Origin of the sequence: Bradyrhizobium sp. F1.4.3 (genome assembly GCF_040548375.1) — a bacterium.
In the GTDB taxonomy this organism is placed as follows: domain Bacteria; phylum Pseudomonadota; class Alphaproteobacteria; order Rhizobiales; family Xanthobacteraceae; genus Bradyrhizobium.
This window is the reverse complement of sequence record NZ_JBEPRN010000002.1, coordinates 611785-638116: the sequence shown is the minus strand read 5'-3', so window position 1 is coordinate 638116 and position 26332 is coordinate 611785. Positions and strand designations below refer to the sequence as shown.

The 26332-nt window shown below is 64.1% G+C and carries 24 protein-coding genes; 8 read left to right on the top strand and 16 right to left on the bottom strand.

Annotation, left to right across the window (positions count from 1 at the left end):
• The first annotated feature begins 101 nt into the window (after positions 1-101).
• Entirely contained in the window at positions 102-347 is a 246-nt protein-coding gene (locus ABIB73_RS10420; RefSeq protein WP_045002165.1) for a GlsB/YeaQ/YmgE family stress response membrane protein, read from the top strand.
• A 92-nt stretch (positions 348-439) separates the two neighbouring features.
• A complete protein-coding gene (locus ABIB73_RS10415; protein WP_085405171.1) occupies positions 440-1282 on the top strand; it encodes an AAA family ATPase in 843 nt (280 codons plus the stop codon).
• Between the two features lie 992 nt (positions 1283-2274).
• Here ABIB73_RS10415 and ABIB73_RS10410 read toward each other — a convergent pair.
• The 7 genes from ABIB73_RS10410 to ABIB73_RS10380 form a co-directional block, all read right to left on the bottom strand.
• A complete protein-coding gene (locus tag ABIB73_RS10410; protein WP_354223650.1) occupies positions 2275-2547 on the bottom strand; it encodes a YrhB domain-containing protein in 273 nt (90 codons plus the stop codon).
• Positions 2548-2605: 58 nt separating this feature from the next.
• A complete protein-coding gene (locus ABIB73_RS10405; RefSeq protein WP_354223648.1) occupies positions 2606-2902 on the bottom strand; it encodes a BrnA antitoxin family protein in 297 nt (98 codons plus the stop codon).
• Between the two features lie 212 nt (positions 2903-3114).
• Positions 3115-4761, bottom strand: coding sequence for a GMC family oxidoreductase (locus ABIB73_RS10400; protein ID WP_354223646.1), 1647 nt, complete (start codon positions 4759-4761; stop codon positions 3115-3117).
• Between the two features lie 16 nt (positions 4762-4777).
• Positions 4778-5371, bottom strand: a complete 594-nt coding sequence (locus ABIB73_RS10395; RefSeq protein WP_354223644.1) for a GNAT family N-acetyltransferase — start codon at positions 5369-5371, stop codon at positions 4778-4780.
• A gap of 187 nt (positions 5372-5558) precedes the next feature.
• On the bottom strand, positions 5559-6485 hold the full coding sequence (locus ABIB73_RS10390; RefSeq protein WP_354224269.1) for an SMP-30/gluconolactonase/LRE family protein: 927 nt from the start codon (positions 6483-6485) through the stop codon (positions 5559-5561).
• Between the two features lie 234 nt (positions 6486-6719).
• On the bottom strand, positions 6720-7553 hold the full coding sequence (locus ABIB73_RS10385) for a GyrI-like domain-containing protein (RefSeq protein WP_354223642.1): 834 nt from the start codon (positions 7551-7553) through the stop codon (positions 6720-6722).
• A gap of 217 nt (positions 7554-7770) precedes the next feature.
• Positions 7771-8127: a hypothetical protein gene (locus tag ABIB73_RS10380; RefSeq protein ID WP_354223640.1), complete on the bottom strand. Its 357-nt coding sequence runs from the start codon at positions 8125-8127 to the stop codon at positions 7771-7773.
• Between the two features lie 196 nt (positions 8128-8323).
• Here ABIB73_RS10380 and ABIB73_RS10375 point away from each other — a divergent pair, with 196 nt between their 5' ends.
• Positions 8324-8548, top strand: a complete 225-nt coding sequence (locus ABIB73_RS10375; protein ID WP_354223638.1) for a hypothetical protein — start codon at positions 8324-8326, stop codon at positions 8546-8548.
• Between the two features lie 275 nt (positions 8549-8823).
• Here ABIB73_RS10375 and ABIB73_RS10370 read toward each other — a convergent pair whose 3' ends face one another.
• Positions 8824-9480, bottom strand: a complete 657-nt coding sequence (locus ABIB73_RS10370) for a glutathione S-transferase family protein (RefSeq protein WP_354223636.1) — start codon at positions 9478-9480, stop codon at positions 8824-8826.
• Positions 9481-9651: 171 nt separating this feature from the next.
• Between ABIB73_RS10370 and ABIB73_RS10365 the strand changes: the two genes are divergently transcribed.
• Positions 9652-10875 (top strand): polyhydroxyalkanoate depolymerase, encoded by a 1224-nt coding sequence (locus ABIB73_RS10365; RefSeq protein WP_354223634.1) that lies wholly within the window; start codon positions 9652-9654, stop codon positions 10873-10875.
• Positions 10876-10893: 18 nt separating this feature from the next.
• On the opposite strand, the gene ABIB73_RS10360 is transcribed toward ABIB73_RS10365, so the two are convergent.
• From ABIB73_RS10360 to ABIB73_RS10335, 6 genes are read right to left on the bottom strand one after another with little or no spacing between them, the layout of a single operon-like run.
• Positions 10894-12762 carry an ABC transporter ATP-binding protein gene (locus tag ABIB73_RS10360; protein WP_354223632.1) on the bottom strand — a complete coding sequence of 623 codons (1869 nt, stop codon included), beginning with the start codon at positions 12760-12762 and terminating at the stop codon, positions 10894-10896.
• A 9-nt stretch (positions 12763-12771) separates the two neighbouring features.
• A complete protein-coding gene (locus ABIB73_RS10355; RefSeq protein WP_354223631.1) occupies positions 12772-13698 on the bottom strand; it encodes a 2-hydroxyacid dehydrogenase in 927 nt (308 codons plus the stop codon).
• 13 nt (positions 13699-13711) lie between these two features.
• Positions 13712-15040: an NAD(P)/FAD-dependent oxidoreductase gene (locus ABIB73_RS10350; RefSeq protein WP_354223629.1), complete on the bottom strand. Its 1329-nt coding sequence runs from the start codon at positions 15038-15040 to the stop codon at positions 13712-13714.
• Between the two features lie 52 nt (positions 15041-15092).
• Positions 15093-15968 carry an ABC transporter permease gene (locus tag ABIB73_RS10345; protein WP_354223627.1) on the bottom strand — a complete coding sequence of 292 codons (876 nt, stop codon included), beginning with the start codon at positions 15966-15968 and terminating at the stop codon, positions 15093-15095.
• Between the two features lie 3 nt (positions 15969-15971).
• Positions 15972-16922: an ABC transporter permease gene (locus ABIB73_RS10340; RefSeq protein WP_354223625.1), complete on the bottom strand. Its 951-nt coding sequence runs from the start codon at positions 16920-16922 to the stop codon at positions 15972-15974.
• A 27-nt stretch (positions 16923-16949) separates the two neighbouring features.
• Positions 16950-18641, bottom strand: a complete 1692-nt coding sequence (locus ABIB73_RS10335; protein ID WP_354223623.1) for a peptide ABC transporter substrate-binding protein — start codon at positions 18639-18641, stop codon at positions 16950-16952.
• Between the two features lie 217 nt (positions 18642-18858).
• On the opposite strand from ABIB73_RS10335, the gene ABIB73_RS10330 reads away from it, so the two are divergent.
• The 4 genes from ABIB73_RS10330 (at position 18859) to ABIB73_RS10315 (ending at position 23188) form a co-directional block, all read left to right on the top strand.
• A complete protein-coding gene (locus ABIB73_RS10330) occupies positions 18859-19491 on the top strand; it encodes a cupin domain-containing protein (protein ID WP_354223621.1) in 633 nt (210 codons plus the stop codon).
• 154 nt (positions 19492-19645) lie between these two features.
• A complete protein-coding gene (locus ABIB73_RS10325; RefSeq protein ID WP_354223619.1) occupies positions 19646-21505 on the top strand; it encodes an ATP-binding protein in 1860 nt (619 codons plus the stop codon).
• 78 nt (positions 21506-21583) lie between these two features.
• Positions 21584-22033, top strand: a complete 450-nt coding sequence (locus tag ABIB73_RS10320; RefSeq protein WP_354223617.1) for a cupin domain-containing protein — start codon at positions 21584-21586, stop codon at positions 22031-22033.
• Between the two features lie 84 nt (positions 22034-22117).
• Positions 22118-23188, top strand: a complete 1071-nt coding sequence (locus tag ABIB73_RS10315) for a hypothetical protein (protein ID WP_354223615.1) — start codon at positions 22118-22120, stop codon at positions 23186-23188.
• Positions 23189-23228: 40 nt separating this feature from the next.
• Here ABIB73_RS10315 and ABIB73_RS10310 read toward each other — a convergent pair whose 3' ends face one another.
• Entirely contained in the window at positions 23229-24575 is a 1347-nt protein-coding gene (locus tag ABIB73_RS10310) for a cytochrome-c peroxidase (RefSeq protein WP_354223613.1), read from the bottom strand.
• Positions 24576-24591: 16 nt separating this feature from the next.
• Positions 24592-26319 (bottom strand): phospholipase C, encoded by a 1728-nt coding sequence (locus tag ABIB73_RS10305; RefSeq protein ID WP_354223611.1) that lies wholly within the window; start codon positions 26317-26319, stop codon positions 24592-24594.
• Between the last annotated feature and the right edge of the window lie 13 nt (positions 26320-26332).

Genomic DNA, 26332 nt, shown 5'->3' with positions numbered 1-26332 from the left:
TGGCCGACGTCAAGGGGCGGAGGCCGCCGCCGAGCACTGGACCGGGAGGCTTTTTGCTCTAGAATTGACCACCTCACGGGGTTGTTTTGGGGACGTTTGCAATGGGAATTCTCGCAGCACTGATCATCGGCGCGATCGCCGGCTGGCTCGCCGGCAAAATTGTCCACGGCGCGGGATTTGGCCTGCTCGGCAACATCGTGGTCGGCATCATCGGCGCGCTGGTCGCGGGCTGGGTGCTGCCGCAACTTGGCATCGCGCTGGCCACGGGCACGCTCGGCTCCATCCTGGACGCCACCATCGGCGCGGTGATTGTGCTCGTCATCCTTTCGCTGATAAAACGGGTCTGAAAGCCTGACCGAACCAGGAACGGCCGCCGTGTGCGGCCGTACCCATGTCGCGACCAGGGCGATGCCCGGCCGACGACCAACAAGGACGCGCAATGAAGTTTACCGGCACCAAGGACTATGTTGCGACCGACGATCTCAAGGTCGCCGTCAATGCCTCGATCGTGCTGGAGCGCCCGCTGCTGATCAAGGGCGAGCCCGGCACCGGCAAGACGGTGCTGGCCGAGGAAGTGGCGAAGGCGCTGAACGCGCCGCTGCTGACCTGGCACATCAAGTCCACCACCAAGGCGCAGCAGGGCCTCTACGAATACGACGCGGTGTCGCGCCTGCGCGATAGCCAGCTTGGCGATGCCCGCGTGTCCGACATCAAGAACTACATCAAGCGCGGCAAGCTGTGGGACGCCTTCACCGCGGAGCAGCGCCCGGTGCTCTTGATCGACGAGATCGACAAGGCCGACATCGAGTTTCCCAACGACCTGCTGCTCGAGCTCGACCGCATGGAGTTCCATGTCTACGAGACCGGCGAGACGATCAAGGCAAAGCAGCGCCCGATCATGATGATCACCTCCAACAACGAGAAGGAGCTGCCGGACGCCTTCCTGCGCCGCTGCTTCTTCCACTACATCAAGTTCCCCGACGCCGATACGATGGGCCGCATCGTCGACGTCCACTTCCCCGGCATCAAGAAGCGCCTGGTGGAAGAGGCGCTGCGCATCTTCTTCGAGGTGCGCGAGGTGCCCGGGCTGAAGAAGAAGCCGTCGACCTCCGAGCTGCTCGACTGGCTGAAGCTGCTGCTCAACGAAGACATGAGCGTCGAGCAGTTGCGTGAGCGCGACCCGCGCAAGCTCATTCCGCCGTTGCACGGCGCGCTGCTGAAGAACGAGCAGGACGTGCATCTGTTCGAGCGGCTGGCGTTTCTGAGCCGGCGGGAAGTTTAACTGCGGCTCCGCGCGCTCGCTTCGCAAAATTGAAGCACCGTGCAACCCACGGGGTCGTCCTGGCGAAGGCCAGGACCCATACCGCGTGATCTATCGATGAGACTCCGGGGTCAGTACCACCGCCAAACCACACCCTGTGGTAATGGGTCCTGGCCTTCGCCAGGACGACGTTGGAGAGGCATCGCGCTTCAACACACCCGCATCCCAAATCGCGGACACACCTTCGCATCCTCGCGGCGCATTTCGCCCGAGCTATGCTCTCTCTGTCGCCCTCAAGGGAAAGAGGGCGCAGGGAAGGCCGGGTGCCGGCCTGGCACCCACGGTCCGCTGCGCGCATGTAGCGCGAAAAGACTGCACAGCGGCATACAGGTGAAGCCCAAACACACGGCCTTCCCTGCGCAGTGGTTTGACGGCTTATGCCGTGCTCTCCCGGGAGCCGAATTCCTTCTGGCCTCCCTCGCCCTCGCAAAATTCACCGACACCGCGCCGGTTGACGCGAATGCCGCCTCCGCAAGAGCTTGACCGTAGCAACGACGGTCAGGACCACACGGTTTTGCCGTACGCGCGTCCGCCATTTCGCCGCATTATCCCCCGGCCTTGTCGACGTTGCCGGAAGAATGCTGGCGAGACGAACCTGACAGCGCCGTTCGTCCGCACGAAGCCTCGGGCTCACGGAGAGCAATCCGCCCTGCCCGCGCTTTTCGTGCACGACGCTGCCGCGTCCACCGCAACCCGGCCCGCGTTTCGAACGACTCGCGAACCGCCCCTCTTCCGTAGGCCGGGCTGCTTCGACTTATGCCGCAATTCCGAATTTCGGTAAAGTGGGAATATTTTTGCTGGGATGGATTGACGGGTGTTTTGCGATACGGCTGCTGTTTTGCCCGTCGGACAACGCGAGGCGATCATAGCCAGGATGGATCGAAGCGAAATCCATCACGCTTTCCGCAACCGCGAAAGACGATGGGTTTTGCAAGGCTCTACCACGCTATGAGCTAACTAGATCTCTTGAGAATGACTTGCCAAGAAGCATTACTCGGGAGAATCTGAATTTCTCCATTTCTACGAACCAATATCGGCCCGTTGCCGACAAGCGTTGAACTTGGGTTGCCCGTCTCAACAAACTCCTTCGAATTGTAGAAGAAGATCCATCCCTCCTCCACTTCTTTCGTCAGATCGTCAATCACGACAAACTCATCGCAAACCTCTGCCGCGATGGCCGCCACAGTATTCTTCGCTAGCAATTTTGCTTTAACGTAAGGGATCATGTGCCAGATCGTCCTCAGCCCGCAGGATGGTAGTGCGAAGCGAGAACCATCACCCCGATCAAGCCGAAGCCTTTCGCTTGACCGCCTTGCGCAGGGTTTCATCAATCCGCGATTGCCAGCCTGGCCCGGCCGATTTGAAATGCGCGATCACGCCCTGGCTGAGGCGTAAAGAGACGAGCTTCTTTGTTGGCGCCTTGTTCGGGCCTCGTCCCTTGCGGATGGATGCCCTGAGATCAGGGAAGACTTCAGAGAAGGGCCGCGCTTTGGCGAAGTCCGCCTTTGTCGGCTCCAGGGTGTCGCTGACCGCGCGCAGATCTCTCCTGGTGTAGCCTGATTTCTTCCTAGCGTTCGGCATAGAGCCTCCTTCGCTACTCTACAGCGGTGCAGTTTTGTTGCAAACCGTCCGCTGCAGACACCTTCCTCGTGTCCCGGACGCGCCGCGGCGCGTAGCGCTGCTGCGCTGAGCCGGGACCCAGGGGCCGCCTGGGATGCCATGGTGAGATGGGCCCCGGCTCTGCAGCGCACCGCTGAAGAAGCGCTGCTCTGCGTCCGGGGAACGAGAGCGTGCTACGCCACCGCCGCGTCCGGCACGCGCGCGGCTTCGATCGGCTGCTTGCCGCGGATGAGGTCCGAGGCGCGGTCGGCGATCATCATGGTGGAGGCATTGAGGTTCGCCGAGATCATGCGCGGCATGACCGATGCATCGATCACGCGGAGACCTTCCAACCCGTGGACGCGGAGCTGGTCGTCGACGACCGCCCAGGTGGAATCCGCCGGGCCCATGCGACAGGTGCAGCCGGGGTGGAAGGTGGTGGTGCCGCGTTCGGTGGCGGCGGCCAGGAACTCATCGTCGGTGTTGATGTTGGGGCCGGGGAAATCCTCGTAGGCGTAATAGGGTGACAGCGGCGCGCTCTTCAAAAGGTTGCGCGCGAGCTTCATGCCACCGACGATGACGCGGCGGTCGAGCTCGGCGTCGAGATAGTTGGTCTGGATGATCGGCGGTGCGAAGGGATCACCGGAGCGGATGCGGACATAGCCGCGGCTCTCCGGGCGCTGCTGCCAGGAGGCGACCGTCATGCCGGGTTCGTCCTCGAGCTGGCCCTGCACGCCTTCCTTGTAGCTGGCCGGCGTGAAGGTGAGCTGGAGGTCGGAGCTATCAGCGCTTTCGCCGGAGTGCCAGAAGCAATAGACCATGGTCGGCGACAGCGAAAGCAGGCCGCGGCGCGTCGTGGCCCATTTCAGCGCCTCCACCCACAGCGACAGACCGCGGCGAAGCTCGTTGATGGTCTTGATGTCTTTTACGCGCGCCACGGTGCGCGGCGCGTAATGGTCCTGGAGGCCTTCGCCGACCGGCAGCGCGTGACGCACGGCGATGCCGTGGGCGCCCAGCAGGTCCGGCGAGCCGATTCCGGAGAGCTGGAGCAGCTGCGGCGAATTATAGGTGCCGCCGGAAAGGACCACCTCCTTGTTGGCGCGGACCTCGACCGGCGTGCCGCCGCGGCCGCCCTTCATGTAGCGCACGCCGACGGCGCGCTTGCCCTCGAAGATGATCTCGGTCGCGTGCGCATGCGTGTGCACATGCACGTTCGGCCGCTTCATCGCGGGCTTCAAAAACGCGGTCGAACCACTCACGCGCAGGCCCTTGTCGATGGTGCGCTGGCAGTAGGAGACGCCCTCCTGGGTCTTGCCGTTGTAATCGGGGTTACGCGGGATGCCGAGCGAAACTGCGCCTTCCATGAAGGCTTCGCAGAGCGGATCGCGCCACTCCATCGTGGTGACGGTGAGGTTGCCGTCGCGGCCGCGATAGGTGTCCTCGCCCTCGCCGACCCGCTTCTCCAGGCGCTTGAAGTAGGGCAGCACGTCGGCATAGCCCCAGCCGCGATTGCCCATCTGCGCCCAGGTGTCGAAATCCATGCGCTGGCCGCGATTGTAGATGTGGCCGTTGATCGAGGACGAGCCGCCGAGCGTCTTGCCACGCGGCGCGTAGATGCTGCGCCCGCCGGTCCAGGGCCCGACCTCCTGCTGGTAGGCCCAGTTGATGCTCTTCATGTGGAAGGTCTTGATGAAGCCCGCCGGCAGATGGATGTAGGGATGCCAGTCGCTGGGCCCGGCTTCGAGCACGCAGACGCTGGTGTTGGGATCCTCGCTGAGCCTGCTGGTGAGCACGCAGCCCGCCGAGCCCGCGCCGACGATCACATAATCAAATCTATCCATTGTGCCTCGGCCGCCCCTAGCGCGGCTTGTCGTTGAGTTGGTAGTTCAAATGCGTCCGGACCGTCGGCCATTCGGCGGCGGTGATGCTGTAGACCACGGTGTCGCGCAGCGTGCCGTTCGGCGCGACCTGATGGCTGCGCAAAATGCCGTCCTGCTTGGCCCCCAGGCGCTCGATGGCGCGGCGGCTCTGGTGGTTGAAGAAATGCGTGCGGAATTCCACCGCGATGCAGTTCAGGGTCTCGAAGGCGTGGGTGAGCAGCAGAATCTTGCACTGCGTGTTGAGCGGGCCGCGCTGAGCGCTCTTGCCATACCAGGTCGAGCCGATCTCGACACGGCGGTTGGCGGCATCGATGTTCATGTAGGTCGTCATGCCGACGATCTTGCCGCCGGCGTCGAACACGGTGAACGGCAGCATCGAGCCCGCGGCCTGAAGGCCGAGGCGGCGGTCAATCTCCTTCGCCATGTTTTCCGGCGTCGGGATCGCGGTGTACCAGATCGTGGAGAGCTCGCCGTCCTTCACGGCCTCCACCAGCCCCTCGCGATGCTGATGCGAGAGCGGCTCGAGACGGGCGTGCTGTCCACGCAGGGTGATGGGATCAGGCCAGGGCATCAATGTTGTCTCCAAGATAACTACTGATCGTCGTTCCGGGGCGACGCGAAGCGGCGAGCTATGATGCGCAATTGCGCATCTGAGAATCCATTCAACAGCAAACTCTGCGGCCCAATGGATTCCGGGTCTGCGTGCTAGTGCACGCATCCCGGAATGACGGCGGAATGTATCGGCACCGCTTGTACATTCACTTATTCAAAAAGTTCAACGGCAAACCGCCGCGCGGCCAGTCCATGGCGATCAGTTCGCCCTTGCCGGACAACGTGATGTAGGCGGTCTTCAGCCCGGGGCCGCCGAAGGCGATGTTGGTGGTGACGCGGTCGCCGGTCGGCACCTGCTCGACCAGCGTGCCGTCGGGGGCAATCACCGAGATGCAGCCGGAGACGAGGGTGGCGACGCAGACGTTGCCGCCTGCTTCCACCGCGAGCGAGTCGAACATCTGGTAGCCGCCGAGGCCGCAGATCGGTTTTCCCCGCTCGCCGCGATAGATCACGTCGCGCGGCTTCAGCGTGCCGGGCGCGGAGAGCTCATAGGCCCAGAGCCGCCCCGTGGGCGTCTCCGCGATGTAGACGGTGTTTTCGTCCGGCGAGAGACCAATGCCATTGGCCGGCAGCACGCCGTGCACGACCTCGACAATCTCGGTCATGCCGGGCTTGAGATAGTACATGCCGCCGACGTCCATCTCGCGCGCGCGGCGTTTGCCGAGATCGGAGAACCAGAGGCCGCCGTGCTTGTCGAACACGAGATCGTTCGGCCCGCGCAGATCGTGTTCGCCGCACTTGGTCACGACGGTCTCGATCTTGCCGGATTGCAGATCGACGCGCTGGATCGAGCCGCCGAGATAATCGTCCGGCTGCGGGCCCGGCATGATCATGTTGCGGGTCGGAATCCAGGAGAAGCCGCCATTGTTGCAGATGTAGATCTTGCCGTCGGGCCCGAGCGCGGCACCGTTCGGGCCACCCGGGACCTTGGCAACGATCTCCTTGCGGCCGTCGGGATAAACCCGGGTCAGGCGCTGGCCGCGAATTTCAACCAGCACCACCGAGCCGTCCGGCATCACGACCGGCCCCTCGGGAAATTCGAGGTCGGTGGCGAGAACGCGAACGTTGGGCATGACATTGGACATGGGGGACCCTCCCGGCTGCTTGTTATGGCTTGCACGGGATGTCCGGCACGGGCCCCACACGCAAGATTTGCCTGCGGTTATGACAAAGTCGCTTCCGCTTGCCAAGCAAGCGGCATGGTATGCCAGCGTTGCACGCCAAAGCGCGATGAGGGTCACCGCGCCTTGGGTTGTCGTTTGAGCATGATCTTTTCGGAAAACCGCTACGCACTTTTCCGGATCATGCTATTGCCGCACCGGCACCCAGATCTCGAAGCCGCCATTGCCGGTCATGGGATCGAACGTCTCGTCATAGCGCTCGAAGTTCGGCGCGTCAGCGGCTTTCAGGCCGGATGCCGGCAGCCATTGATTCCAGATGGTGTTGACGGTGCGTCGGATCGAGGCGACATGATCCGAATGGGTGAACACCGCGTAGCGCTGTTCGGGGATGCGGATGCGACCGAAGCGGCGCGGCAGCTCCGAGAAATCGGCGACTTCGACGCCGGCGACGTAGTCGAAATTGCCGGAATCGTCGCCGTTGCAGCAGACGCCATAAGCCAATTTGCCAATGCGCGCGGGAATGTCGCCGACCTCCTGATGAAAGCGGTGCCATAGTCCCGGGATCATTGCGCCATTGTCGCAGGCGATGCGCTCAACGAGACCGGCGACCAGGAAGGCCTTTGTGGTTTCGAAACGCGGCGGGGCAAGATTGTCTAGCATGGTGGAGTCCATGAGGATCGGCTCCTGAAGCTTGAGATCGTTGATGCACGTCGCCGCCCTCACCGCTTCCGGCGTGGTGCCGAAATGGTCGCGGAACGCGCGGGTGAATGCTTCGTGCGAGCCGTAATCCGCGTCCAACGCCAGCGAGAGAATATCTGGCGCACCCTTGGCAAGGCTGCGCGCCGCCTCCGTCAGCCGGCGTGCGCGCACGTAACGCATCACCGGACGACCGGTGGCTGCGGCAAACGCGCGCACCATGTGGAACCGCGACACGCCGCCGATCGCAGCGATCTCGTCGAGCGTCATCGGCTCGACCAGATGGCTCTCGATGTACCAGAGCGCGCGCTGGGCTGGATTCATGGATTACGGCTCTCATTCGAAGCAAAGCGATCATGCTCACAGTCGCCGCAGCTCGCTTGATCGGGATTGCTCTCGTGCCCCGGATGCAGTGCAACGCGCCGCCCTTCGCGGCGTGGTGCGCTGCTAAGCCGGGGCCCATCTTGCCGCGCTGCGTGCGGCGCTGGATCCCGGCTCTGCGGCGCAGCGTCTCACGCTGCACTGCGTCCGGGACACGAATTCATTTCGGCGCATCCTTCGGCGGGGGCGCATCCTGCTTCTTCTTCACATCCTCCACCAACTTGGCCTGCGCCGTCTGGAGATCGCCAACCGTTTTCTGCAAGCCAACAAGCGTCACCTTCAACGCATCGATCTGGCGGTTGGCGGCATCCAGCTTCTGCTGGTGATCGAGGTTAAGTTTCGTGATCGTCTTCTGAAGGAAGTCGACATTGCTCTGGAGACAACTTGTGCGCCGCTCCATGGTCTTTTCGACCGTGCAGATCTCGATGCCGGGCACGTCCTGCGCGCGCACCGGGGTCTGCGCCAGCGCGACGAGCGGTAACATCGCGAAGCAAACGGCAGCGGTCCGGCGCAGCATACAGGTTCCTCATCAAATTAATCACGGCAATGTGCGCCGATTGGGCACGGCTGCCCGAAGCTACCACACTCGTACCGCATTCTCGCGTTGAGCTTGGCGTGTTCCCTCTGGACGATCCTTGGACGGGGAGCAGTGAACCGCGCGCGGAAGAAAGTGGGCGCTCTTTCCGCGGCTTTGATTAGGGGAGATTTTTGGAATGGCAACGCGTGACAGACGTCTGGCGGAATTCGATGGCGCCGGAGAACCGCCACCTGGCCTGCCGGTCGAAGTGCTGTGCGAGGACCACAGCGGAACGTATCAGCTGCCGTTCGCCTGCCGCTATGTCGAGGGCCGCTGGCAGAACGACGCGGCCGGCGTCGCGGTGGAAGCGACCGTGATCGGCTGGCGCGTACCGCGGGTGAAGCATTCGGGCGTCGCCTGAGCACCTGTCTCAAAATGCAACGGGGCCGCGCGCTGCCTTAACCTTCGGAACGCGGCCCGAACGAATCACGTCCGAATCAGCCGAATCGCTCTGTCCACGCCTGTTCACGGCTAGATGTCGCGAGTCGCCCGCTCGCGCGTACAACATCTGCGAGAGGCGCGGGTGGGCGCCAGCCGCTGGCCGCCACCAAAGGTTAACCGTTGCGATCGCGCAATCGCCGGCGGCACCGCGGGAGGTCCGCGCCGTCTAAACAGGCAAGGCAGAACAAGACCTGCCTAATATTCGACCTCGAGCTCCTCGATCTCGGCCGGCTCGTCCTTGGCCGCCGCGATCCATTCCTTCACCTCGGGCATGGCCATGATGGTGTCGGCATAGGCCTTCAGCCGCGGCTCGAGCTTGACGTCATAGGTCACGAAGCGCGTCACCACGGGGGCGTACATCGCGTCCGCCATGGTGCGTTTCTCGCCGAACAGGAACGGACCGCCCGACTTCTCCAGGCAGTCGCGCCAGATCGCCCAGACGCGGTCGATGTCAGCCTGCGCGCGCGACCAGATCTTGAAGCCGGGGAAATGGCCCTTCAGATTGACAGGCAGCGAGGCGCGCAGCGTGGTGAAGCCGGAATGGATTTCGCCACAGATCGAGCGGCAATGCGCGCGCTGGACGCGATCGGCCGGCAACAGCCCGGCATCCGGCATCGCCTCGTTGAGATATTCGGCGATCGCCAGCGTGTCCCAGACCGTGGCGCCGTCGTGCCGCAGGCACGGCACGAGGATCGAGGACGACAGCAAGAGGATTTCCGCACGCGCGGACGCGTCGTCCGGCGCGGTGACGATCTCCTCGAAATCGAGCCCGGAAAACTTCGTCAGCAGCCAGCCACGCAGCGACCAGGACGAATAGTTCTTGCTGCTGATGGTCAGTGTCGCTTTCGCCATATGGCCCATTCCCTCACGCCTGTGACCTGCACCCCGCCCGGCCCGCGGGCGTGCCCATTACCTGTGCTTCCCATCCGTTCAACAGCAAGCCACGTGCCAGTTTTCCGGGCGATTTGACTCGGCTTTGGCTTCGATATTGCATGGCAACATGGGACAGGTGGGCACTCCAGTATGATGTCGATGTATTATCAGGCCTTTCAGAACCACATGGACCTGACGGCGCCGTGGCGGGCGGGAGCTTCGTCCGCGCTCAAATTCCTTCATCTGGTGCCCCAGGGCGTGTCGGATCAGGTCGTCGGCCGGCTCTCGGCGGCGCTGGAGCTGATCTCGCGCTCCACTCTCACCTATCTTCGACCGGCCTATGGCATCGACAGCGTGATGGTCGGAAACCGCGAGGTGGCGGTCACCGAGGAAATCGCCTACGCGACGCCGTTCGGCTCGCTGCTGCATTTCAAGAAGGAGGGCGTAGGCGAGCAGCCGCGCATGCTGCTGGTAGCGCCGATGTCCGGCCACTTCGCGACGCTTCTGCGCGGCACCGTGAAGACGCTGCTCCAGGATCACGACGTCTACATCACCGACTGGCACAATCCGCGCGACATTCCCCGCAGCGAGGGCCGTTTCGGACTCGACGATTACACCGAGCATCTCATCGACTTCCTCGGCCAGCTCGGCCCGCGCCCGCATATGGTTGCGATCTGCCAGCCCTCGGTCTCTGCGCTCGCGGCCGCCGCGATCATGTGCGAGGGCAATCATCCCTCGCGGCCTGCGACGCTGACGCTGATGGCAGGCCCGATCGACACCCGCATCCAGCCGACCAGGGTCAACGAGTTCGCCAAGAGCAAGCCGATCGACTGGTTCGAGCAGAACCTGATCAACTACGTGCCGGTGCAGTGCCGCGGCGCGCTGCGCAAGGTCTATCCGGGCTTCGTGCAGCTCACTGCCTTCGTCTCGATGAACCTCGAGCGCCATATCAAGCAGCACATGGATCTCGCCAACCACATCGCCAAGGGCGAGAAGGACAAGGCCGCCAGCATCAAGACCTTCTACGACGAATATTTTGCGGTGATGGACCTTCCGGCCGAGTTCTATATCGAAACCGTGCGCGACGTGTTCCAGGAACATCTCCTGCCACAGGGCAAGCTGATGCATCGCGGCCGTCCCGTGGACACCAAGGCGGTCAGCCGCATGGGCCTGATGACGGTCGAGGGCGAGAAGGACGACATCTGCTCGATCGGCCAGACGCTCGCGGCGCAAGACCTCTGCACCGGCGTGCGCGCCTATCGCAGGGTGCACCACATGCAGGCCGGCGTCGGCCATTACGGCGTGTTTTCCGGCAAGCGCTGGAATAACGAGATCTATCCGCTGCTGCGGGATTTCGTGCACGTCAATTCGTGAAGGCGTGGCCTTCGCGCGTCAGGCCGACCATTCCTCGCCCCAGACCTGCACGACATGGCCCGGCGAAACCTCGCGATATTGCCGGACCGGCGGCTGGTAGTCAGAGGCGCGCACAGGGCTTTTGATCTCGTCGTTGGAGGCCTCGCGCCGCGTGCCGCGGCGAGCGGGGTCAGGCACCGGCACGGCGGCCATCAGCCGCTTCGTGTAAGGATGCTGCGGACTACCGAACACGGCCGCGCGCGGGCCGATCTCGACGATCTCACCGAGATACATCACCGCGACGCGATGGCTCATCCGCTCGACCACCGCGATGTCATGGGAAATGAAGAGATAGGCAAGGCCCATGCTGGCCTGAAGGTCGAGCATCAGATTGACCACCTGCGCCTTGACCGAGACGTCGAGCGCCGAGACAGCCTCGTCCGCGACGATCAGCTTCGGGCCGAGCGCAAGCGCGCGCGCGATGCAGATGCGCTGGCGCTGGCCGCCGGAGAATTCGTGCGGGAAGCGCGCGACCATGTCGACGGTCAGGCCGACGCGAACGAGCAAGTCTGCGACCATCTCGCGCGCCTGCGACGCCGAGGCGAGCCGGTTGGCCAACAATGGCGCAGCGATCGCCGTTCCCACCGACATGCGCGGATTGAGGCTGGCGAACGGGTCCTGGAACACGATCTGCATCTGCTTGCGAAATTCGCGCAAGGTGCGGCCCTTCATGCCGAGGACATCCTGGCCATCGATCAGAACGGTGCCGCTGTCCGGCTCGATCAGCTTGAGGATCGAGCGGCCCGTGGTCGACTTGCCGCAACCGGATTCGCCGACCAGCGCCAGCGTTTCGCCGGCACGCAAGGTGAAGGAGATGTTCTCGACCGCATGCACGCGGCCCGAGACTTTTCCAAACAATCCCGACCGGATCGGAAAGCGCGTGGTGAGGTTGGAGACTTCGAGCAGCGGCCGCTCGACGGTCGAGACCGTGTCCGGCGTCTCCGTCGGATCGTCCGAGGTGCCCGTCACCTTGTCGACGATCGGAAAACGCATCGGCCGCGTCCGTCCGTCCATGGAGCCGAGGCGCGGCACGGCTGCGAGCAGCGCGCTTGTGTAGGGATGCGAAGGCGACGCGAAGATGCGCGCGGTCGCATCGGTCTCCACCGCCTGCCCGCTATACATCACCACGGTGCGGTCTGCGATCTCGGCGACCACACCCATGTCGTGGGTGATGAAGAGGATCGACATCCCCTCCTCATGCTGGAGCTCCTTCAAAAGCTCAAGGATCTGGGCCTGGATGGTGACATCGAGCGCGGTGGTCGGCTCGTCGGCGATCAAAAGCTTCGGCTTGCAGGCGAGCGCCATCGCGATCATCACGCGCTGGCGCATGCCGCCGGAGAAGCGGTGCGGATGCTCGTGGAAACGCGATTTCGCCGCCGGAATACGAACGCGGTCGAGCAGGCGAATGGTCTCAGCCTCCGCCGCCGCGCGCGACAGTCCGCGATGCTGGATCAGCGCCTCCGCGATCTGGAAGCCGATCGTGAGCACCGGATTGAGGCTCGTCATCGGCTCCTGGAAGATCATGGCAACGTCGTTGCCACGGATATCCTTCATGCTTGCTTCAGGCAGCGTCAGCAGATCGCGGCCGGTCAGCCGGACGCGGCCCTCGATGCGGCCGCTCTCCTTCGGAATCAGCCGCATGATGGAGAGCGCGGTCACACTCTTGCCCGAACCCGACTCGCCGACGATCGCCACGGTTTCGCGGGCAGCGACGTCGAATGACACGTTGCGGACGACGGGAATCCATTGCTGTTCGCGCACGAAGGACGTGGTCAGGCCGACGACCGAGAGCACAGGCGCCTTCGCCTCGGCAACGACTTGATCAGCTCCGCTTGCGCCCATGCTCATGCGAGTGTCCTAATAACCCCGACTACGGTCGACACGCCCCGGCAAGGCCTCGCCGCGGCGATGTCGCGCGATGACGTCGAGCACATAGTCGACGGCTGTATCAGGCGTCGTCATGCTGGCATTGTGCGGCGTCAGCAGAATACGCGGGTGGCTCCAGAACGGATGGCCTGCGGGCAGCGGCTCGGGTTCGGTGACGTCGAGCACCGCCCCCGACAGCACGCCGCTGTCGAGCGCCGCAAGGAAATCGGCTTCGACCAGATGCGGGCCACGCCCGACATTGACGAGCCGCGCGCCGCGCGGCAGGCGCGCGAGCAGGTCGGCGTTCAGGATGCCGCGGGTGTCGTCGGTCAAAGGCAGCAGGCAGACGAGAATGTCGGTCTGCGCGAGGAAGTCCGGCAATTTGTCCATACCCGCATAGCAGGTCACGCCTTCGATGCTGCGCGGCGAGCGATTCCACCCCGAGAGCGGAAAGCCGAACGCCTTGAGCCGTTCGAGCACGGCCTGGCCGAGCTGGCCGAGCCCCATCACGCTGACCCGCCGCCGCTTCGCCGGCGTGATCCGGATCTCGCGCCAGACCTGTTCTTTCTGCTGGGCGATGAAATGCAGGAGATCGCGATGCAAGGCGAGCACGGCCATGGTGACGTATTCGACCATGGTCTCGGCAATGCCGGGCTCCAGCATGCGCAGGAGCGGAATGTGCGGTGGAAGTTTTGCGGCGTCGAACTGGTCGACGCCGGCGCCGACCGAGAAGACCAGCTCGAGATTCGGGAAGGTCCCCGCGATGTCATCCGGCGGCACCCACGTCACGAGATAGCGCACCTCGGCAGGATCGCCGATATCGGGCCACAGCCGGAACGGCAGTTCGGGCGCACGCTCCGCGAAGAAGCGCGCCCACTCCGCGCCGCGAACCATGTTGGCCTTGTAGAGAACCGTCATGCCGCAAGAGCCTTCAGAACGGACTGACCGGCGCGAGCCGCCGGCCATCGATCATGCGCGTGTGGCTGTAGGCCGCGGGATCGACCAACGGCGTCGAACCCGTCACTATGTCGGCGGCGAGCTTGCCGGCCGCAGGGCCAATGCCAAAGCCGTGGCCGGAGAAACCGGTCGCGAGGAAGAAGCCCGGAAGCGCATCGACCGGCGAGATCACCGGGATGGTATCGGGCGTGCAGTCGATCGTGCCGCCCCAGGCCTCCGCGATCTCGATGTCCTTCAATTCAGGATTCGACTTGATCAGCGAGGCGAGCGCCGCATCGACCAGCGACATGTCCGGCTCTGGATCGCGCACGCGCTCGGTCTCGAACGGCGACGGTTTGTCGAACCCCCAGCTGGTGCCGCGCACGATCTGGTCGAAGAACGACTTCCCGAACGACAGCTTCAATCCATTGCGGCGGTGCAGATAGGTGGGCCAGAAGGTGCGGGCATAACGGAACAGATCGGGCGATAGCTCGACCGTGCCACGATTGCGCAGCGCGAGCGTAAAGCCGCCATCGAGGCGGCGCCGGATGCAGTAGAAATCGGTGCCGAGTGCACCCGAGGTGATCTCAGGTGCCGGCGTGGTCCGGCATGCCGTGGCGTTGACGAGACCGATCGGCAGCTCGATGCCGTGGCGCCGGCAGAACAGCGACGACCACGCGCCGCCCGACAACAGCACGGATTGTGTGCGAATGGTGCCCTTCTCGGTGACGACGGCGCTGACCCGTCCGCCCAGCGTCTCCAGCCCGCGCGCGGCGCAGCCCTGATGGATGGTGACGCCGTGCTTGCGCGCGGCAGTGGCAAGCGCCGGCACGGCCATCGACGGCTCGGCGCGCCCGTCGCTCGGTGTGTGCAGCCCCCCGACCCATTTCTCGGCATTGCCGGGCATCCGCTCGGCGATCTCGGCCGGCGTCAGGATGGTCGAATGCACCTGCTGTTCGCGCGCCATCGCCGCCCAGCGCTCCCAGCTCGCGAGCTCGTCCTTGCTCTTGGTCAGAAACAAAACGCCGGTGCGGCGGAAGCCGGCATCGACGCCGGCGTCGTTCTGCATGTCGTCCCACAGCCGCAGCGCCTCGCGGGCCAGCGGAATTTCCTCACGCGCGCGGCCTTGCTGGCGGCACCAGCCCCAGTTGCGGCTCGACTGCTCGCCGCCGACATGCCCTTTCTCGACCACCGCAACGGACAACCCCTTCTTCGCCAGATGATAGGCCGCGGAAACGCCGATGACGCCGCCACCGATGACGACGACGTCCGCCTGCGCCGGCAGGCGTTCGTCGCTATTTATACGGTTGAGCGGCGGGGACATGGGACACTCCTGGCATTCAGTTCGATCGAGGCTCGGCTCAGAGTCTGGCTCGTCATGGGATGTTCATTCGCGGATCGAGCGCATCGCGCAGGCCATCGCCGAGAAAATTGAAGCTCGTCACCGCAAGCGTGATGGCAAGCCCCGGCACAATCGCAAGCCAGGGCGCGCTGGTGAGATAGATCTGCGCGTTGTTGAGCATGTTGCCCCAGCTCGCGGCCGGCGGCTGAATGCCATAGCCGAGATAGCTGACATAGGATTCGAGCAGGATCGCCTTGGCGACGTTCAGCGTCGCCGCCACCACGATCGGCGCGATCGCATTGGGCACGAGCTCGCGGAACATGATCCGCAGATTCGACGAGCCGAAGGCAAGCGCAGCAACCGCAAATTCGCGCTCGCGCAGCGAACGAACCTGGGCTTCGACGACGCGCGCGACCCACATCCATGCGGTCGCCGCAATCAGCACGGTGGTGGTAACGAGACCGGGCTCGGTGAGTGCTGCGAGCGCGAGCAGGAGAAAGATGGTCGGAAAGCACAGCACGGCATCGACGAGCCGCATCAGCACCGCGCCGACCACGCCGCCATAGAAACCGGCGAAGGCGCCGACCACGATGCCGACCGCCATCGCGATCACCATCGCGCCGATGCCGATCGAGAGCGACACCCGTCCACCCATCATCAACCGTGCCAGCACGTCGCGGCCGAGTTCGTCGGTGCCGAGGATATGCGCGCCCGAAAACGGCGGCGCGAACCGCTTCATGATGTCGATATAGGTGTCGTCGAACGGCAGCAGATAAGGGCCGAATACCGAGCCGAGGACGAGGACCAGAATGATCACCGCGCCCGCAAGCGCGAGCCGGTGCCGGCGGAATCGCCGCCAGGCGGCCTGGCCGGGCGCAAGCTGTACGGTGGAAAGGGCAGCGGTCGTCATCGCCTAGCCCACCCGGATGCGCGGATCGACGACGGCATAGAAGATGTCGGCGAGCAGCGAGCCGATCAGCACCATCGTCGCCGAGAACATCAGAATGCCCATCACCACGGGATAGTCGCGATAGCCGATGGAATCGAGGAACAGCCGGCCCATGCCTGGCCAGGTGAACACAGTCTCGGCGACCAGCGCGCCACCGAGCAGCGTCGGAAACTGGAGGCCGGCGACGGTGATCATCGGCAGCATCGCATTGCGCAGGGCGTGCACGGTGAGGATGCGCCATTCCGGCATCCCCTTGGCGCGCGCGGTGCGGATGTAATCCTGGTTGATCACTTCCAGCATGGAGGAACGCATGAAGCGGCCCCACATCGCGGTCTCGACCAGCGCCAGCACCATCGCCGGCGCGATCAGATGATGCAGGAGATCGAGCAGCGAGCCGTCGCCGACAGTCTCGCGGTTGCCGGCCGGCAGCCAGCCGAGCTTGACCGAGAAGACGTAGATGGTGACGAGACCGAACCAGAAGGTCGGGATCGACAGCGCGATCATGGCGCCGACGGTTGCGAGCGTATCAAATAGCGAATAGCGGCGCAGCGCGCCGAGCACGCCGATCCAGCAGCCGAGCAGGACCGCAACGATGGTTGCCGTCGCCATCAGCTCCAGGGTGGCGCCGAGATGCGAGGAGATCACCGACAGCACCGCCTCGCCGTCACGGTAAGAGCGGCCCCAGTCGCCTTTCAGCATGCGGCCGAACCAGTCGAGATACTGGATCGGCAGCGAACGATCGAGCCCGAGCTGTTTGGTGACGCGGTCGAGATCCTCCTGCGTCATCTGCGCGGAGGCGGCAAATTGCGAGAGCGGACCGCCGGGCGCGAGATGCAGGATGGCAAAGCCGATCGCCGAGACGATCACCAGCAGCATGATCGCCTGTGCCAGGCGATTGGCGACGTAACGGGCCATCTCAGACGATTCCGCGGACCAGACGCATCACGCCCAATACCATTCGCGGATGTTCCAGCAATTGATTGAGGTGTTGATGTTGGGACGGAAGCCTTGCAGCCCCTCCTTCACGCCTTCGGCGATAAAACCCTGGAACAGCGGCAGGATCGCGAGGTCGTTGCGGATGAGCTTTTGCAGATCGCCATAGGTCGTCTTGCGTTGCGCGAGATCAAACTGTTTGGCGCCTTCGGTCAGGAGGCGGTCTGCCTCCGGGCTCTGGTACTGATAGGTGTTGTAGCCGCGGCCACCCTTGGCGGGAATCGCGCCGGAGCCGAAGCGCGGCGTCACGTCGGGGTCGCTGCCCAGCATGAAGTTCACCCCCACGATCACCGAGTTGAATTTCGACTGCTGCCAGAAATCGCCCCAGATCACGGCCGCCGGCATGTTGTTCACGCGCATTGTCGCGCCGATCGCGCGCCAGTCCTGGATCAGGAGTTGCTGGGTCTGCTCGCGCACGGCATTGCCCGAGGTCGTCGAGTTGGTGAATTCGAGCTTGACGCCGCCTTTCTCGCGGACCCCGCCGGAGCCGCGCGTCCATCCGGCCGCATCGAGCAGTGCGTTGGCCTTGGCAGGATCGTATTTGTGCTGCGGCAGTCCCTGCTGGAATGACCAGGCCTGCTGCGGCACGAAGCTCTCGGTCTGAGTCGGCAGGCCGTAGTTGAGCGCATCGATGATCGCCTGCTTGTTGATCGCGAGATAGAGCGCTTCGCGCACCGTGCGGTCGGCGAGCGGCCCGAACTCTAGATTGGGTGCGATGTGCTCGACCGAGGACGTCGAGGAGACGAAGATCCTGCGGCCCTTCAGCGTCTTCGCCTCCTGCACGAAGTTTGGCAAAATGCCTTGCAGGCCGGTGTAGTCGACCTGACCGGTGCGGAACTGCGTATAGAGCACGGTGAGGTCCGGGATGTACTTGAACACCACGCGTTCGACGTACGGCCCCTTGCCGTGGTAGCCGGTGTGGGCATTCAGCAGGATGTGGTCGCCAGGCACGCGCTCGCCCCAACGGAATGGTCCGGTCCCGACCGGCGCGTTGTGGAACGGCGAGGCATTCTGATCGGACGCCTTCTCCAGGATGTGTTTTGGCACGATGAAGGTCAGTGATCCCAGGATCGACATATAGGGCGAATAGGGAGCCTCCATTCGCCAATGGATTTCGTCGGGCGCGACGACCTTGATGTCCTTCACCAGGCTGTGGCCGACGCGGCTGCGCGCGCGGAAATCGGGATTGTTGATCAGCTCGATTGAAAATTTCACGTCGTCCGCCGTGAACGGCGTGCCGTCGTGCCACTTCGCGTCGCTGCGCAGCTTGATCTTCCAGGTCAGGCCGTCGGCCGACAGGCCGCCATTCTCGATGGTCGGGACTTCGCGGGCGAGATCGGGAACGAAATTGCCGTCGGGATCAATGAACCAGAGCGGCGAGAACACCTGCCACCAGACGCCCTGATCGACCTCGATGCCCGGCATCAAGGGATGAAAGACGGTCGGCTCCTGCGACAGCGCCGCAATCACCTGCCCGCGCGGCTTGTCCGGCGGATTGGTGGGGCGTTCGGTCTGGGCATAGGCGTTGCCTGAAAGGGTCCATCCCGCCGCGGCACCCGCGCCGAGCTGGAAGAACTGACGACGATTCGGAATGCCGAGATGCAGTGCCCCAACGCCGAACTTCCCGGTGTCGTCTGCCATGACCACTCTCCGTTGTCGCACGCGGCACCATCTCCCGCGCCCCGAATCCCCGGCAAGGGACAGGAGTGGGCTTTAGTGCTTCTAAATTTTTCAGCTAAAATTTCATCATGACTAAATACAGCTGTCAATCACCTTGCTAGGATGCGCGACGTTTTCACTCTGACTGAACCTTCGGACCGATGTGGTCCGGCGGCGAAATGATGCATGGGAGAGCGACATGGATGGTCGCGGCGACACGAAGGCTCCGAAGGACGCCCCGACGATTGACAGCGACGATGCGGTCGACCAGCGCCTCGGCGAGACCGTGCGCCTGTTGCGGCAGCGCGCCGGCCTCTCGATCCAGGACGTCGCCAACAAGACCGGCCTCTCCAACGGCATGATCAGCCAGCTCGAACGCGCGCGCGCCATGCCGTCGATACGCACGCTGCGCCTGCTCAGCATCGCGCTCGACGTTCCCATCTCCTACTTCTTCGAGACCAGTGATCCCGCCGACGTGCCGCGCTACATCGTGCGCAAGAATAGCCGGCGCCTGCTGCGGCTCACCGCCAGCGGCGTGGTCAAGGAAGCGCTGACGCCGGCTGACCAGGGGCAGCTCGAACTCTACGAGCTCACGCTCAATCCCGGCGCCTCGTCCGGCACCGACTTCCTGCAGCACACCGGCGAGAAGGCCGGCTACATCCTGTCCGGCAGCCTGCGGCTGTGGCTCGACAACCAGGCCCATCTGCTCGAGGCCGGTGACAGCTTCCGCTTTCCGAGCATCGTGCCGCACATGTTCGACAACCCGACCCAGCAGGCGGCGCGCGTGATCTGGGTGACGACACTGCGGCAGACCGATTCGCCCGTAGGTTGAAGCGCCCGGCCTCCTGTCTGGGAAAAGCCGCCGCCCGGCACCGCCGGAAGTTGACCCTCGACGGAAACGCGGTGAGTCTGTAGCTCACATGATGCCGGACTCCTCGACGGGGCGGCCGAGGGCGGTCCGTGGCTGACGTCTTGGGTGTGAGAGCATGAAACTCGGGAGGCTTCTGACACTCGCGATGGCCGCGCAGCTCGTCGTGACCGCCGTGGCTCTCCTGACGTCCTATGTCGTGAGCGGCGATCACGCGCGCGGATTTGGTACGGTCCAGCTCGTCGCCCTGCTCGTCAGCGCCGTCGTTGCGGTGCTGCTCGCGCTCCTCTGCACGCGTGCCATCGAAGCGTCACAGGACAAGCGCGTTGCCGCGCAACTCGCCGATCAGGCGAAGACAATCGCGGATAGCGCCCAGATGACGCAAGCCGTCATCAAGACCGCGCTCGATGCCTTCGTTCAGACCGACGCGAACGGCGTCGTCCTGGAATGGAGCTTTCAAGCCGAGGCTTTGACCGGATGGTCGCGGCACGAGGCCATCGGCGCCGATGTCGTCGACCTCCTCGTCGCCGAACCGCTCCGCGACGGTTTTCGGCAGCGCATGATGCGGCTCCTGCCGGAATTGTCGGATACGCCGATCGGCATCCGCTTCGAAGCGAGCTTGCAGCACCGGAACGGCGACGAGATCCTGATCGAGGCGTCGAGCACGGCGCTGCGGCTCGGCGGGCGCACCATCATCAACAATTTCGTCAAGGACGTCACCCGGAAGCGCGCCGCCGAGGAGCAGCTGATCCAGTCCCAGAAGATGGAGGCGGTCGGCCAGCTCACCGGCGGCATCGCGCACGAATTCAACAACATGCTCACGGTGATCACGGGCACGATCGAGATCCTCGCCGATGCCGTGAAGGACAACCCGCCGCTCGCGACTATCACCAAGCTGATCAGCGAGGCGGCGGATCGCGGCGCCGCGCTGACATCGAGCCTGCTCTCCTTTGCGCGAAAGCAGGCGCTCCAGCCGGCCGAGATCGACGTCAACGAACTGCTTGAAGAGCTCGCGAGACTGCTGCTGGCGACCTTCGACAAGAAGATCGAGATCGTGACGAGGCTCGACGGCAACATCTGGCTCGCCTTCGCCGACCGCGGACAACTCTGCTCGGCGCTGCTCAACCTCGCCATCAATGCCCGCGACGCGATGTCCGATGGCGGCAAGCTGACGCTGACGACGCGCAATGTCGTGTTCGGCGTCCGCGAAGCCGTCGCAGTCGGCGCCGGCTATGCCGGCGACTATGTCGAGATCGAGATCGCCGACAACGGCACCGGTATGCCGCAAGCCATCATCGAGCGGATCTTCGATCCGTTCTTCTCGACCAAGGAGGTCGGCAAGGGCACGGGGCTCGGGCTCAGCATGGTGTTCGGTTTCGTCAAGCAATCCGGCGGCGGCATCAAGGTCGATTCCAGGGAAGGCCGCGGCACGACATTCACGATCTACCTGCCGAAGGCGGAGACCAGCACGCTTCGCCCCGCAGGCTATGACGAGCGCAAGGTCGTGGGCGGGACGGAGACCATCCTCTGCGTCGAGGACGATCGCGACGTCCGCCAATACGTCACCGTTCAGCTCGAAAGCCTCGGCTACAAGGTTATCCCCGCCGCCAACGCGACCGAAGCGCTCGCCTTGGCTGCCGAAGGCATGCCGTTCGACCTGCTCTTCACCGACATCGTGATGGCCGGCGGAATCAACGGGCGGGAACTCGCCGAGCAAATGGTGGCTGCGCGGCCCTCGCTGCGGGTGCTGTTCACATCGGGCTATGCCTACGACTCGCTGCACGCGCAGGGCCGCGCCACAGCGGGCGCGCCGCTTCTGACAAAGCCCTACCGCAAGGCCGAGCTGGCGCGCATGCTGCGCCGCTCCCTCGACACCGCCGTCGATTCCGCTGGCGACCCGATCCCGACGCCGTATTCGGTGCAGGCGGAAGTCGAGGGCTTCTTGCGCAGGCAGACGTCCGATCGCGACGGTCGTTAGCGCAAGTCTGACGGATGGACAGTGCCCGGCAGCTGCGCAAAACTCCGACCCAGCCGGACATCGCATTGGAGGCGAGCCATGACTGCACTCGAAAAGGGCATTACCGCTGTTGGCACGGGCTATGGCGGCAAGAGCTGGAACATCCTGGGCCAGGTCTATTTCCCAAAGGCCGTCACCGAATCCACCTTCGCATTCGAGACCAACAGCGAGCCTGGCCAGTTCGTGCCGGTGCACATCCATCCGACCCAGGACGAATTCATCCTGGTGCAGGAAGGAACGCTCGACCTCAAGCTCGACGGCCAATGGGTCAAGGCCCATGCCGGCGACCTCGTGCGCCTGCCGCGCGGCATCCCGCACGGCTATTTCAACAAATCCGACAAACCGGCCCGCGCGCTGTTCTGGGTCTCTCCGATGCAGAAGCTGGAGGCGCTGTTCAGCCAGCTCGACAATCTGACCGACCCCGCCGAGGTCGTCCGCATCTCGGCCCTGCACGAGGTCGACTTCCTGCCACCGGAGGCCAACGACTAGGCGGGCGGATCAGATTTCATCTCGCCAGCCTTCGCGTCTGACGCTTACGATCCCCTGACCGACGAATCGTTGGGGGAACCGGCCATGCGCGCACGTCATGCCATCGCAGCCATAGCGGGGCTTGGGCTGATCCTCGCATCGCCCGCCCTGAGCCAGGCGCAAGCACTCACGGCGAAGCAATCGGATGTGATCGCCGCCTACGATCGCGCGCTCGGCGATTTCAAATCCATCCTTGCCGAGCGCCGCGGCCAGATCGAGGCGAAGCAGCCGCTGCCGAACCTGCCGGGCCAGGCGCTTTATCTTGCACGCGTCGCGGTGATCAGCACATACAAGGATCTGACGGACGCCATGCCGTCCAGGATCGGAAAGCCCAACAAGTTCGAAATTCCGCCGGCCTATTTCGATGCCGAGATCGAACCGCTGGTCGACGAATACGCAAGACTGTTCGAGATCATGGAGGCGCCGCCCGCGGGCGCGCAAGCCTCGGCGACGCCGTTCAAGGACGTCGTCGATCTCGCCGCAGCGATTGCACGCGCCAAGGGGCTTGCACCGATTCACGCCGACGCAGCCGGCCGCATCAGTCTGGGGCTGTTCTTTGCGGAGACCAACGGCAAGCAGAACGTCCGCAACGGGCGCTCGAACACCTATATGGGCAGCCTCCAGACCGATCCGTCCGAGGACCGGAACGGCCGCAGGAAATGGGAGGCCATCAAGGCCACGATTGCGGCGGCCGATCCCGAACTGAATGCGCGCGACGACAAGGAGGAAGCGCGGGCCCGCGGCACCGATCACCGCTTCAACCACTGGACCAACGTGCGCGACGGCCTCATGAACGCGCATGCGGAGCTGTTTGCCGAGATCCCCGCGATCGTGAAGACGCTGCCCGATCCGATCGACCAGATGAAGCTGTTCGAGCTGATCCAGATTATCCCGACGCCGACGCGGTCCGCACTCAAATCGGGCGACCTGCTCGGCTACAGGGTGTCGAATCCGACGATCATGAAACACTTGCGCAACAACAGCGTCTTCGCCTTCGGGCAGGCCGACCGGGCGCGAAGCTCGGCGAGCTTCCGCGACATTCTCGGCGCGATGTGGCTGTTCAAGCGGAAGTTCGAGAAGGCGATGGCGAAATACGCCGAGATCAAGCCGCGCTAAGAGGGCAAGGCGGCGCCAACGCCGTGGCTGGACGCCCCTTCTAGTTCTCCGGGTTGTAGCCGTCCGTCAGCGTCTTCAGGAACGCGATGATGTCGGCTTCGTCCTGCGCCGTCATCGCCGGCGTATCGCCGAGGCGGCGATCGAAGGGCGGATCGCTGACATCGACGTTGGCGTGATATTTTTGCGGCAGGTCGTCGTACTTCTGCGCCGTGCCGTCCGCAGCGCGCGGAAACAATTTTTCCGGGTTGGTGTCGCGGAAATTATAGAAATCGAGCACCTGCTCGAGGCTGCGGAAGACGCCGTTGTGGAAGAAGGCGCGGCGGGTCGCCGTATTGCGCAGCGTCGGCGTCAGGAACATGCCGCAATATTGCGTCTGCTCGGGGATGTCGGTGCGATGCGGGCCGCAGACGCCGAGGTCGAAGTAATTCGGATCGCGGTTGCCGGCGAGCGTGGCATTGCGCGGCGCGCCGAGCGCTTCGTATTGGTGGTCGGTGAAGAGTGGCGGCAGGCCGTCGCGGGTCGGCGCCGAGGTGTGACAGCCGGCGCAATTGGCCTTGTCGGGATCGTTGAACAATTGCAGGCCGCGCAGCTCGTTCTCGGAGAGCCGCGCCTTGCCCTCGAGCCAGTAGTCGTACTTGCTGGTGTAGGGATGGAAGCTCGGCTCCTCCACCTGGTAGCGTGCGACGGCAAACATCGCTTCCGCGATCAGGAGTCGCTGATTTTTAAGGACGCCGGCCCCGAACAACTCCACGAAGCGGTTGGCATAAGGCGCGTGGCGCAGCTTGTCCGCGACGATCTCCGCGCTGCCGCCGCCCATCTCGTTGGGATCGAGCAGCGGGAACAGCGCCTGATCCTGAAGCGTGTCGGCGCGGCCGTCCCAGAACAGGCCGCCCTGCGGCACGATGTTTTGCGCCGACGCGGCGTTTCCACCCGCAGTTTTCGTTGTGCGCGCGGCCTGCTGGCCGATTGCCGCCATCTGCGCAAGGTCGATGATATTGTCGTCGTCGCCCTTGTCGGGGCCGATGCTGAAATTCGGCTGGCGCTCCAGATAAGTCAGCGACGGAACAGCGCGCGCGCCTTGTCGCGACAAATTTGCACCGCCGAGCATGACCGGTCCGTCGTTGGATGGGCCATAGGCGTGATCAGGGCTGTGACAGGACGCGCAAGATAACGTGCCGGAGGAAGACAGCGACGCGTCGTAGAAGATCTGCTTGCCGAGCTGCGCCATCGCGGACAGCGGAGCGACGGGCGGACGCATGAGCCGGACCGGATTAGGATTCGCGCCCGTCGGATTTGCCTCCGCAGATCCTTGGGTCTCGACAGCAAAGACGGCGCCAGCCAGACAAAGCAGGCCGGCGCCGAGAAGCCACAGAGTGCGGCTGTTCATAAAGCGTACCGTTGGACTAGTGGTGGTGATGTTCGTCCGGCGGGTTGACGATCACCGTGCCGGAGGTCGGATCGAGGAACAGCGCATCGGTCCGGAAGTCATGGCTGTGATCCCGATCGAAGTCGAACAGGTCCATGATCGATCCGGTCGTGGCATCGAACGAGCCGCCGCCGAGACGCTGGCCGCGCAGCCAGTTGTCCTCGATGAACCTCACCACGGACGCCTGCGTGATGTAGGTGTGGCTGACGAAGTTCGTCTTGGCGTAGGGCGAGACCAGGATGAAGGGCACGCGCGTGCCCGGTCCGCAACGGCCGTTCACTGGCTGGCCGCTGAGGCCCTTCGGCGCCCGCTGCTTCTGCGGACCGAGGCCACACAGGCCCGGACCATTGACCTGATCGGCGGTCGGATCGTAGGACGCGCTCTTCGGCGCAACGTACTGGTGGTCGTACCAGCCGTCGGAGTCGTCATAGGTGATGATGACGGCGGTCTCGCGCCACTCCGGCTGCTTCTGCAGAAAGTTGATCAGCTCGACATTGCCGGCCTGCTCGTCGAGCGGATCGGAGTTGCCAGCATGACCGTCCTGGAAGGCCGGCATCTTGATGTAGGAGACGGCCGGGAAATCGCCCGCCTTCACCGCAGCGTAGAAGTCCTCGAGATCGTAGCCATGGTTAGCCGGATCGACGGTCTTGCCGTCCATCGCGTAGGTATGGCCGATCGCGTGAACCGAGCTCGGCCGCGCATGGGTCGGGTTGGCGGTCGACTTGTAGTACTGGAACCAGGCGTGGTGCGGGATGTAGTCGACGATGGTGCCGTTGACATTGCTCGAGAACGTGCTGCGGCCGCAGCCGGTGGTGCCGTTGGCGTTCTTGAGCGTGGTATCGAAGCCGCCCATGAAGCTGCCCCAGCTGATGTGCTCGTCGTTGAGCAGGTCGCCGATGTTCTTGCCGGCCATCAGCATGGTGCTGGTCGTGCTCGAGCACGCGTCGTTGCCCGGATCGGTGTCGCCGATCAGCGTCAGCCCGCCCTGGCCATCGGCGACCGACGACGACGTGCCGATGATGTTCTGCACGCCATTGGTCTGGCCGGAGATCACCTCGAGCATGCCGGGCGTCGACGGACCGAAGGTGTCGGTCCAGTTGTTGTCGCTCATGGCGAAGTGCTGGGCGTAGTTCCAGAAGGCCGTGACGGTGTTGCCGTCGAAATAGCCCATCACCTGGCCGTTGGTGCCGAAGGCGCCGGCACCGCCGGCGGTACCGCGGCCGGTAAATTTCGGGAACAGGTCTTCCTTGCCGTTGTCGACGGCCTGCTGCTCGGGCGTGTAGGAATGGTTCTGCGAGCGCGTATTGGCCTGGGTGCGGTCGAGACGGAATGGATCCGTCGCGCCGGTGCCGTTGGCCGCATTGTTGTTCGGGTTGTTCACCAGCAGATTGGCGTTGATGAGGTTGTTCACCTTCGGCGTATGCGGCTTCGGCACGAAGGGAATCGAGCCCGACGGGTTGGCCGCGTTGGGATAGGTCGCAAAGTAATGATCGAACGAGCGGTTCTCGTTGAAGATCACCACGAGATGCTTGATCGGCGTCTCGGTGCGGATGTCATGCGGATGACGGTGATGGTCGCGATCGTGGTCATGATCCTGGTCGTGACCGCGGTCCCGACCGAAATCGTCCGCGAGGACCGGCATCGCGCATGCAAGTGCAGTCGCGGCCGCGAAAATCGCAGCCGTCGTCAAAAATCTGGATTTCATCTCTGTTTGCCCC

Bases quoted from the DNA above. Each gene is read 5' to 3' on its own strand.
- ABIB73_RS10420 (WP_045002165.1), top strand. From the start codon at position 102: ATGGGAATTCTCGCAGCACTGATCATCGGCGCGATCGCCGGCTGGCTC.
- ABIB73_RS10415 (WP_085405171.1), top strand. From the start codon at position 440: ATGAAGTTTACCGGCACCAAGGACTATGTTGCGACCGACGATCTCAAG.
- ABIB73_RS10410 (WP_354223650.1), bottom strand. From the start codon at position 2,547: ATGATCCCTTACGTTAAAGCAAAATTGCTAGCGAAGAATACTGTGGCG.
- ABIB73_RS10405 (WP_354223648.1), bottom strand. From the start codon at position 2,902: ATGCCGAACGCTAGGAAGAAATCAGGCTACACCAGGAGAGATCTGCGC.
- ABIB73_RS10400 (WP_354223646.1), bottom strand. From the start codon at position 4,761: ATGGATAGATTTGATTATGTGATCGTCGGCGCGGGCTCGGCGGGCTGC.
- ABIB73_RS10395 (WP_354223644.1), bottom strand. From the start codon at position 5,371: ATGCCCTGGCCTGATCCCATCACCCTGCGTGGACAGCACGCCCGTCTC.
- ABIB73_RS10390 (WP_354224269.1), bottom strand. From the start codon at position 6,485: ATGCCCAACGTTCGCGTTCTCGCCACCGACCTCGAATTTCCCGAGGGG.
- ABIB73_RS10385 (WP_354223642.1), bottom strand. From the start codon at position 7,553: ATGAATCCAGCCCAGCGCGCGCTCTGGTACATCGAGAGCCATCTGGTC.
- ABIB73_RS10380 (WP_354223640.1), bottom strand. From the start codon at position 8,127: ATGCTGCGCCGGACCGCTGCCGTTTGCTTCGCGATGTTACCGCTCGTC.
- ABIB73_RS10375 (WP_354223638.1), top strand. From the start codon at position 8,324: ATGGCAACGCGTGACAGACGTCTGGCGGAATTCGATGGCGCCGGAGAA.
- ABIB73_RS10370 (WP_354223636.1), bottom strand. From the start codon at position 9,480: ATGGCGAAAGCGACACTGACCATCAGCAGCAAGAACTATTCGTCCTGG.
- ABIB73_RS10365 (WP_354223634.1), top strand. From the start codon at position 9,652: ATGATGTCGATGTATTATCAGGCCTTTCAGAACCACATGGACCTGACG.
- ABIB73_RS10360 (WP_354223632.1), bottom strand. From the start codon at position 12,762: ATGAGCATGGGCGCAAGCGGAGCTGATCAAGTCGTTGCCGAGGCGAAG.
- ABIB73_RS10355 (WP_354223631.1), bottom strand. From the start codon at position 13,698: ATGACGGTTCTCTACAAGGCCAACATGGTTCGCGGCGCGGAGTGGGCG.
- ABIB73_RS10350 (WP_354223629.1), bottom strand. From the start codon at position 15,040: ATGTCCCCGCCGCTCAACCGTATAAATAGCGACGAACGCCTGCCGGCG.
- ABIB73_RS10345 (WP_354223627.1), bottom strand. From the start codon at position 15,968: ATGACGACCGCTGCCCTTTCCACCGTACAGCTTGCGCCCGGCCAGGCC.
- ABIB73_RS10340 (WP_354223625.1), bottom strand. From the start codon at position 16,922: ATGGCCCGTTACGTCGCCAATCGCCTGGCACAGGCGATCATGCTGCTG.
- ABIB73_RS10335 (WP_354223623.1), bottom strand. From the start codon at position 18,641: ATGGCAGACGACACCGGGAAGTTCGGCGTTGGGGCACTGCATCTCGGC.
- ABIB73_RS10330 (WP_354223621.1), top strand. From the start codon at position 18,859: ATGGATGGTCGCGGCGACACGAAGGCTCCGAAGGACGCCCCGACGATT.
- ABIB73_RS10325 (WP_354223619.1), top strand. From the start codon at position 19,646: ATGAAACTCGGGAGGCTTCTGACACTCGCGATGGCCGCGCAGCTCGTC.
- ABIB73_RS10320 (WP_354223617.1), top strand. From the start codon at position 21,584: ATGACTGCACTCGAAAAGGGCATTACCGCTGTTGGCACGGGCTATGGC.
- ABIB73_RS10315 (WP_354223615.1), top strand. From the start codon at position 22,118: ATGCGCGCACGTCATGCCATCGCAGCCATAGCGGGGCTTGGGCTGATC.
- ABIB73_RS10310 (WP_354223613.1), bottom strand. From the start codon at position 24,575: ATGAACAGCCGCACTCTGTGGCTTCTCGGCGCCGGCCTGCTTTGTCTG.
- ABIB73_RS10305 (WP_354223611.1), bottom strand. From the start codon at position 26,319: ATGAAATCCAGATTTTTGACGACGGCTGCGATTTTCGCGGCCGCGACT.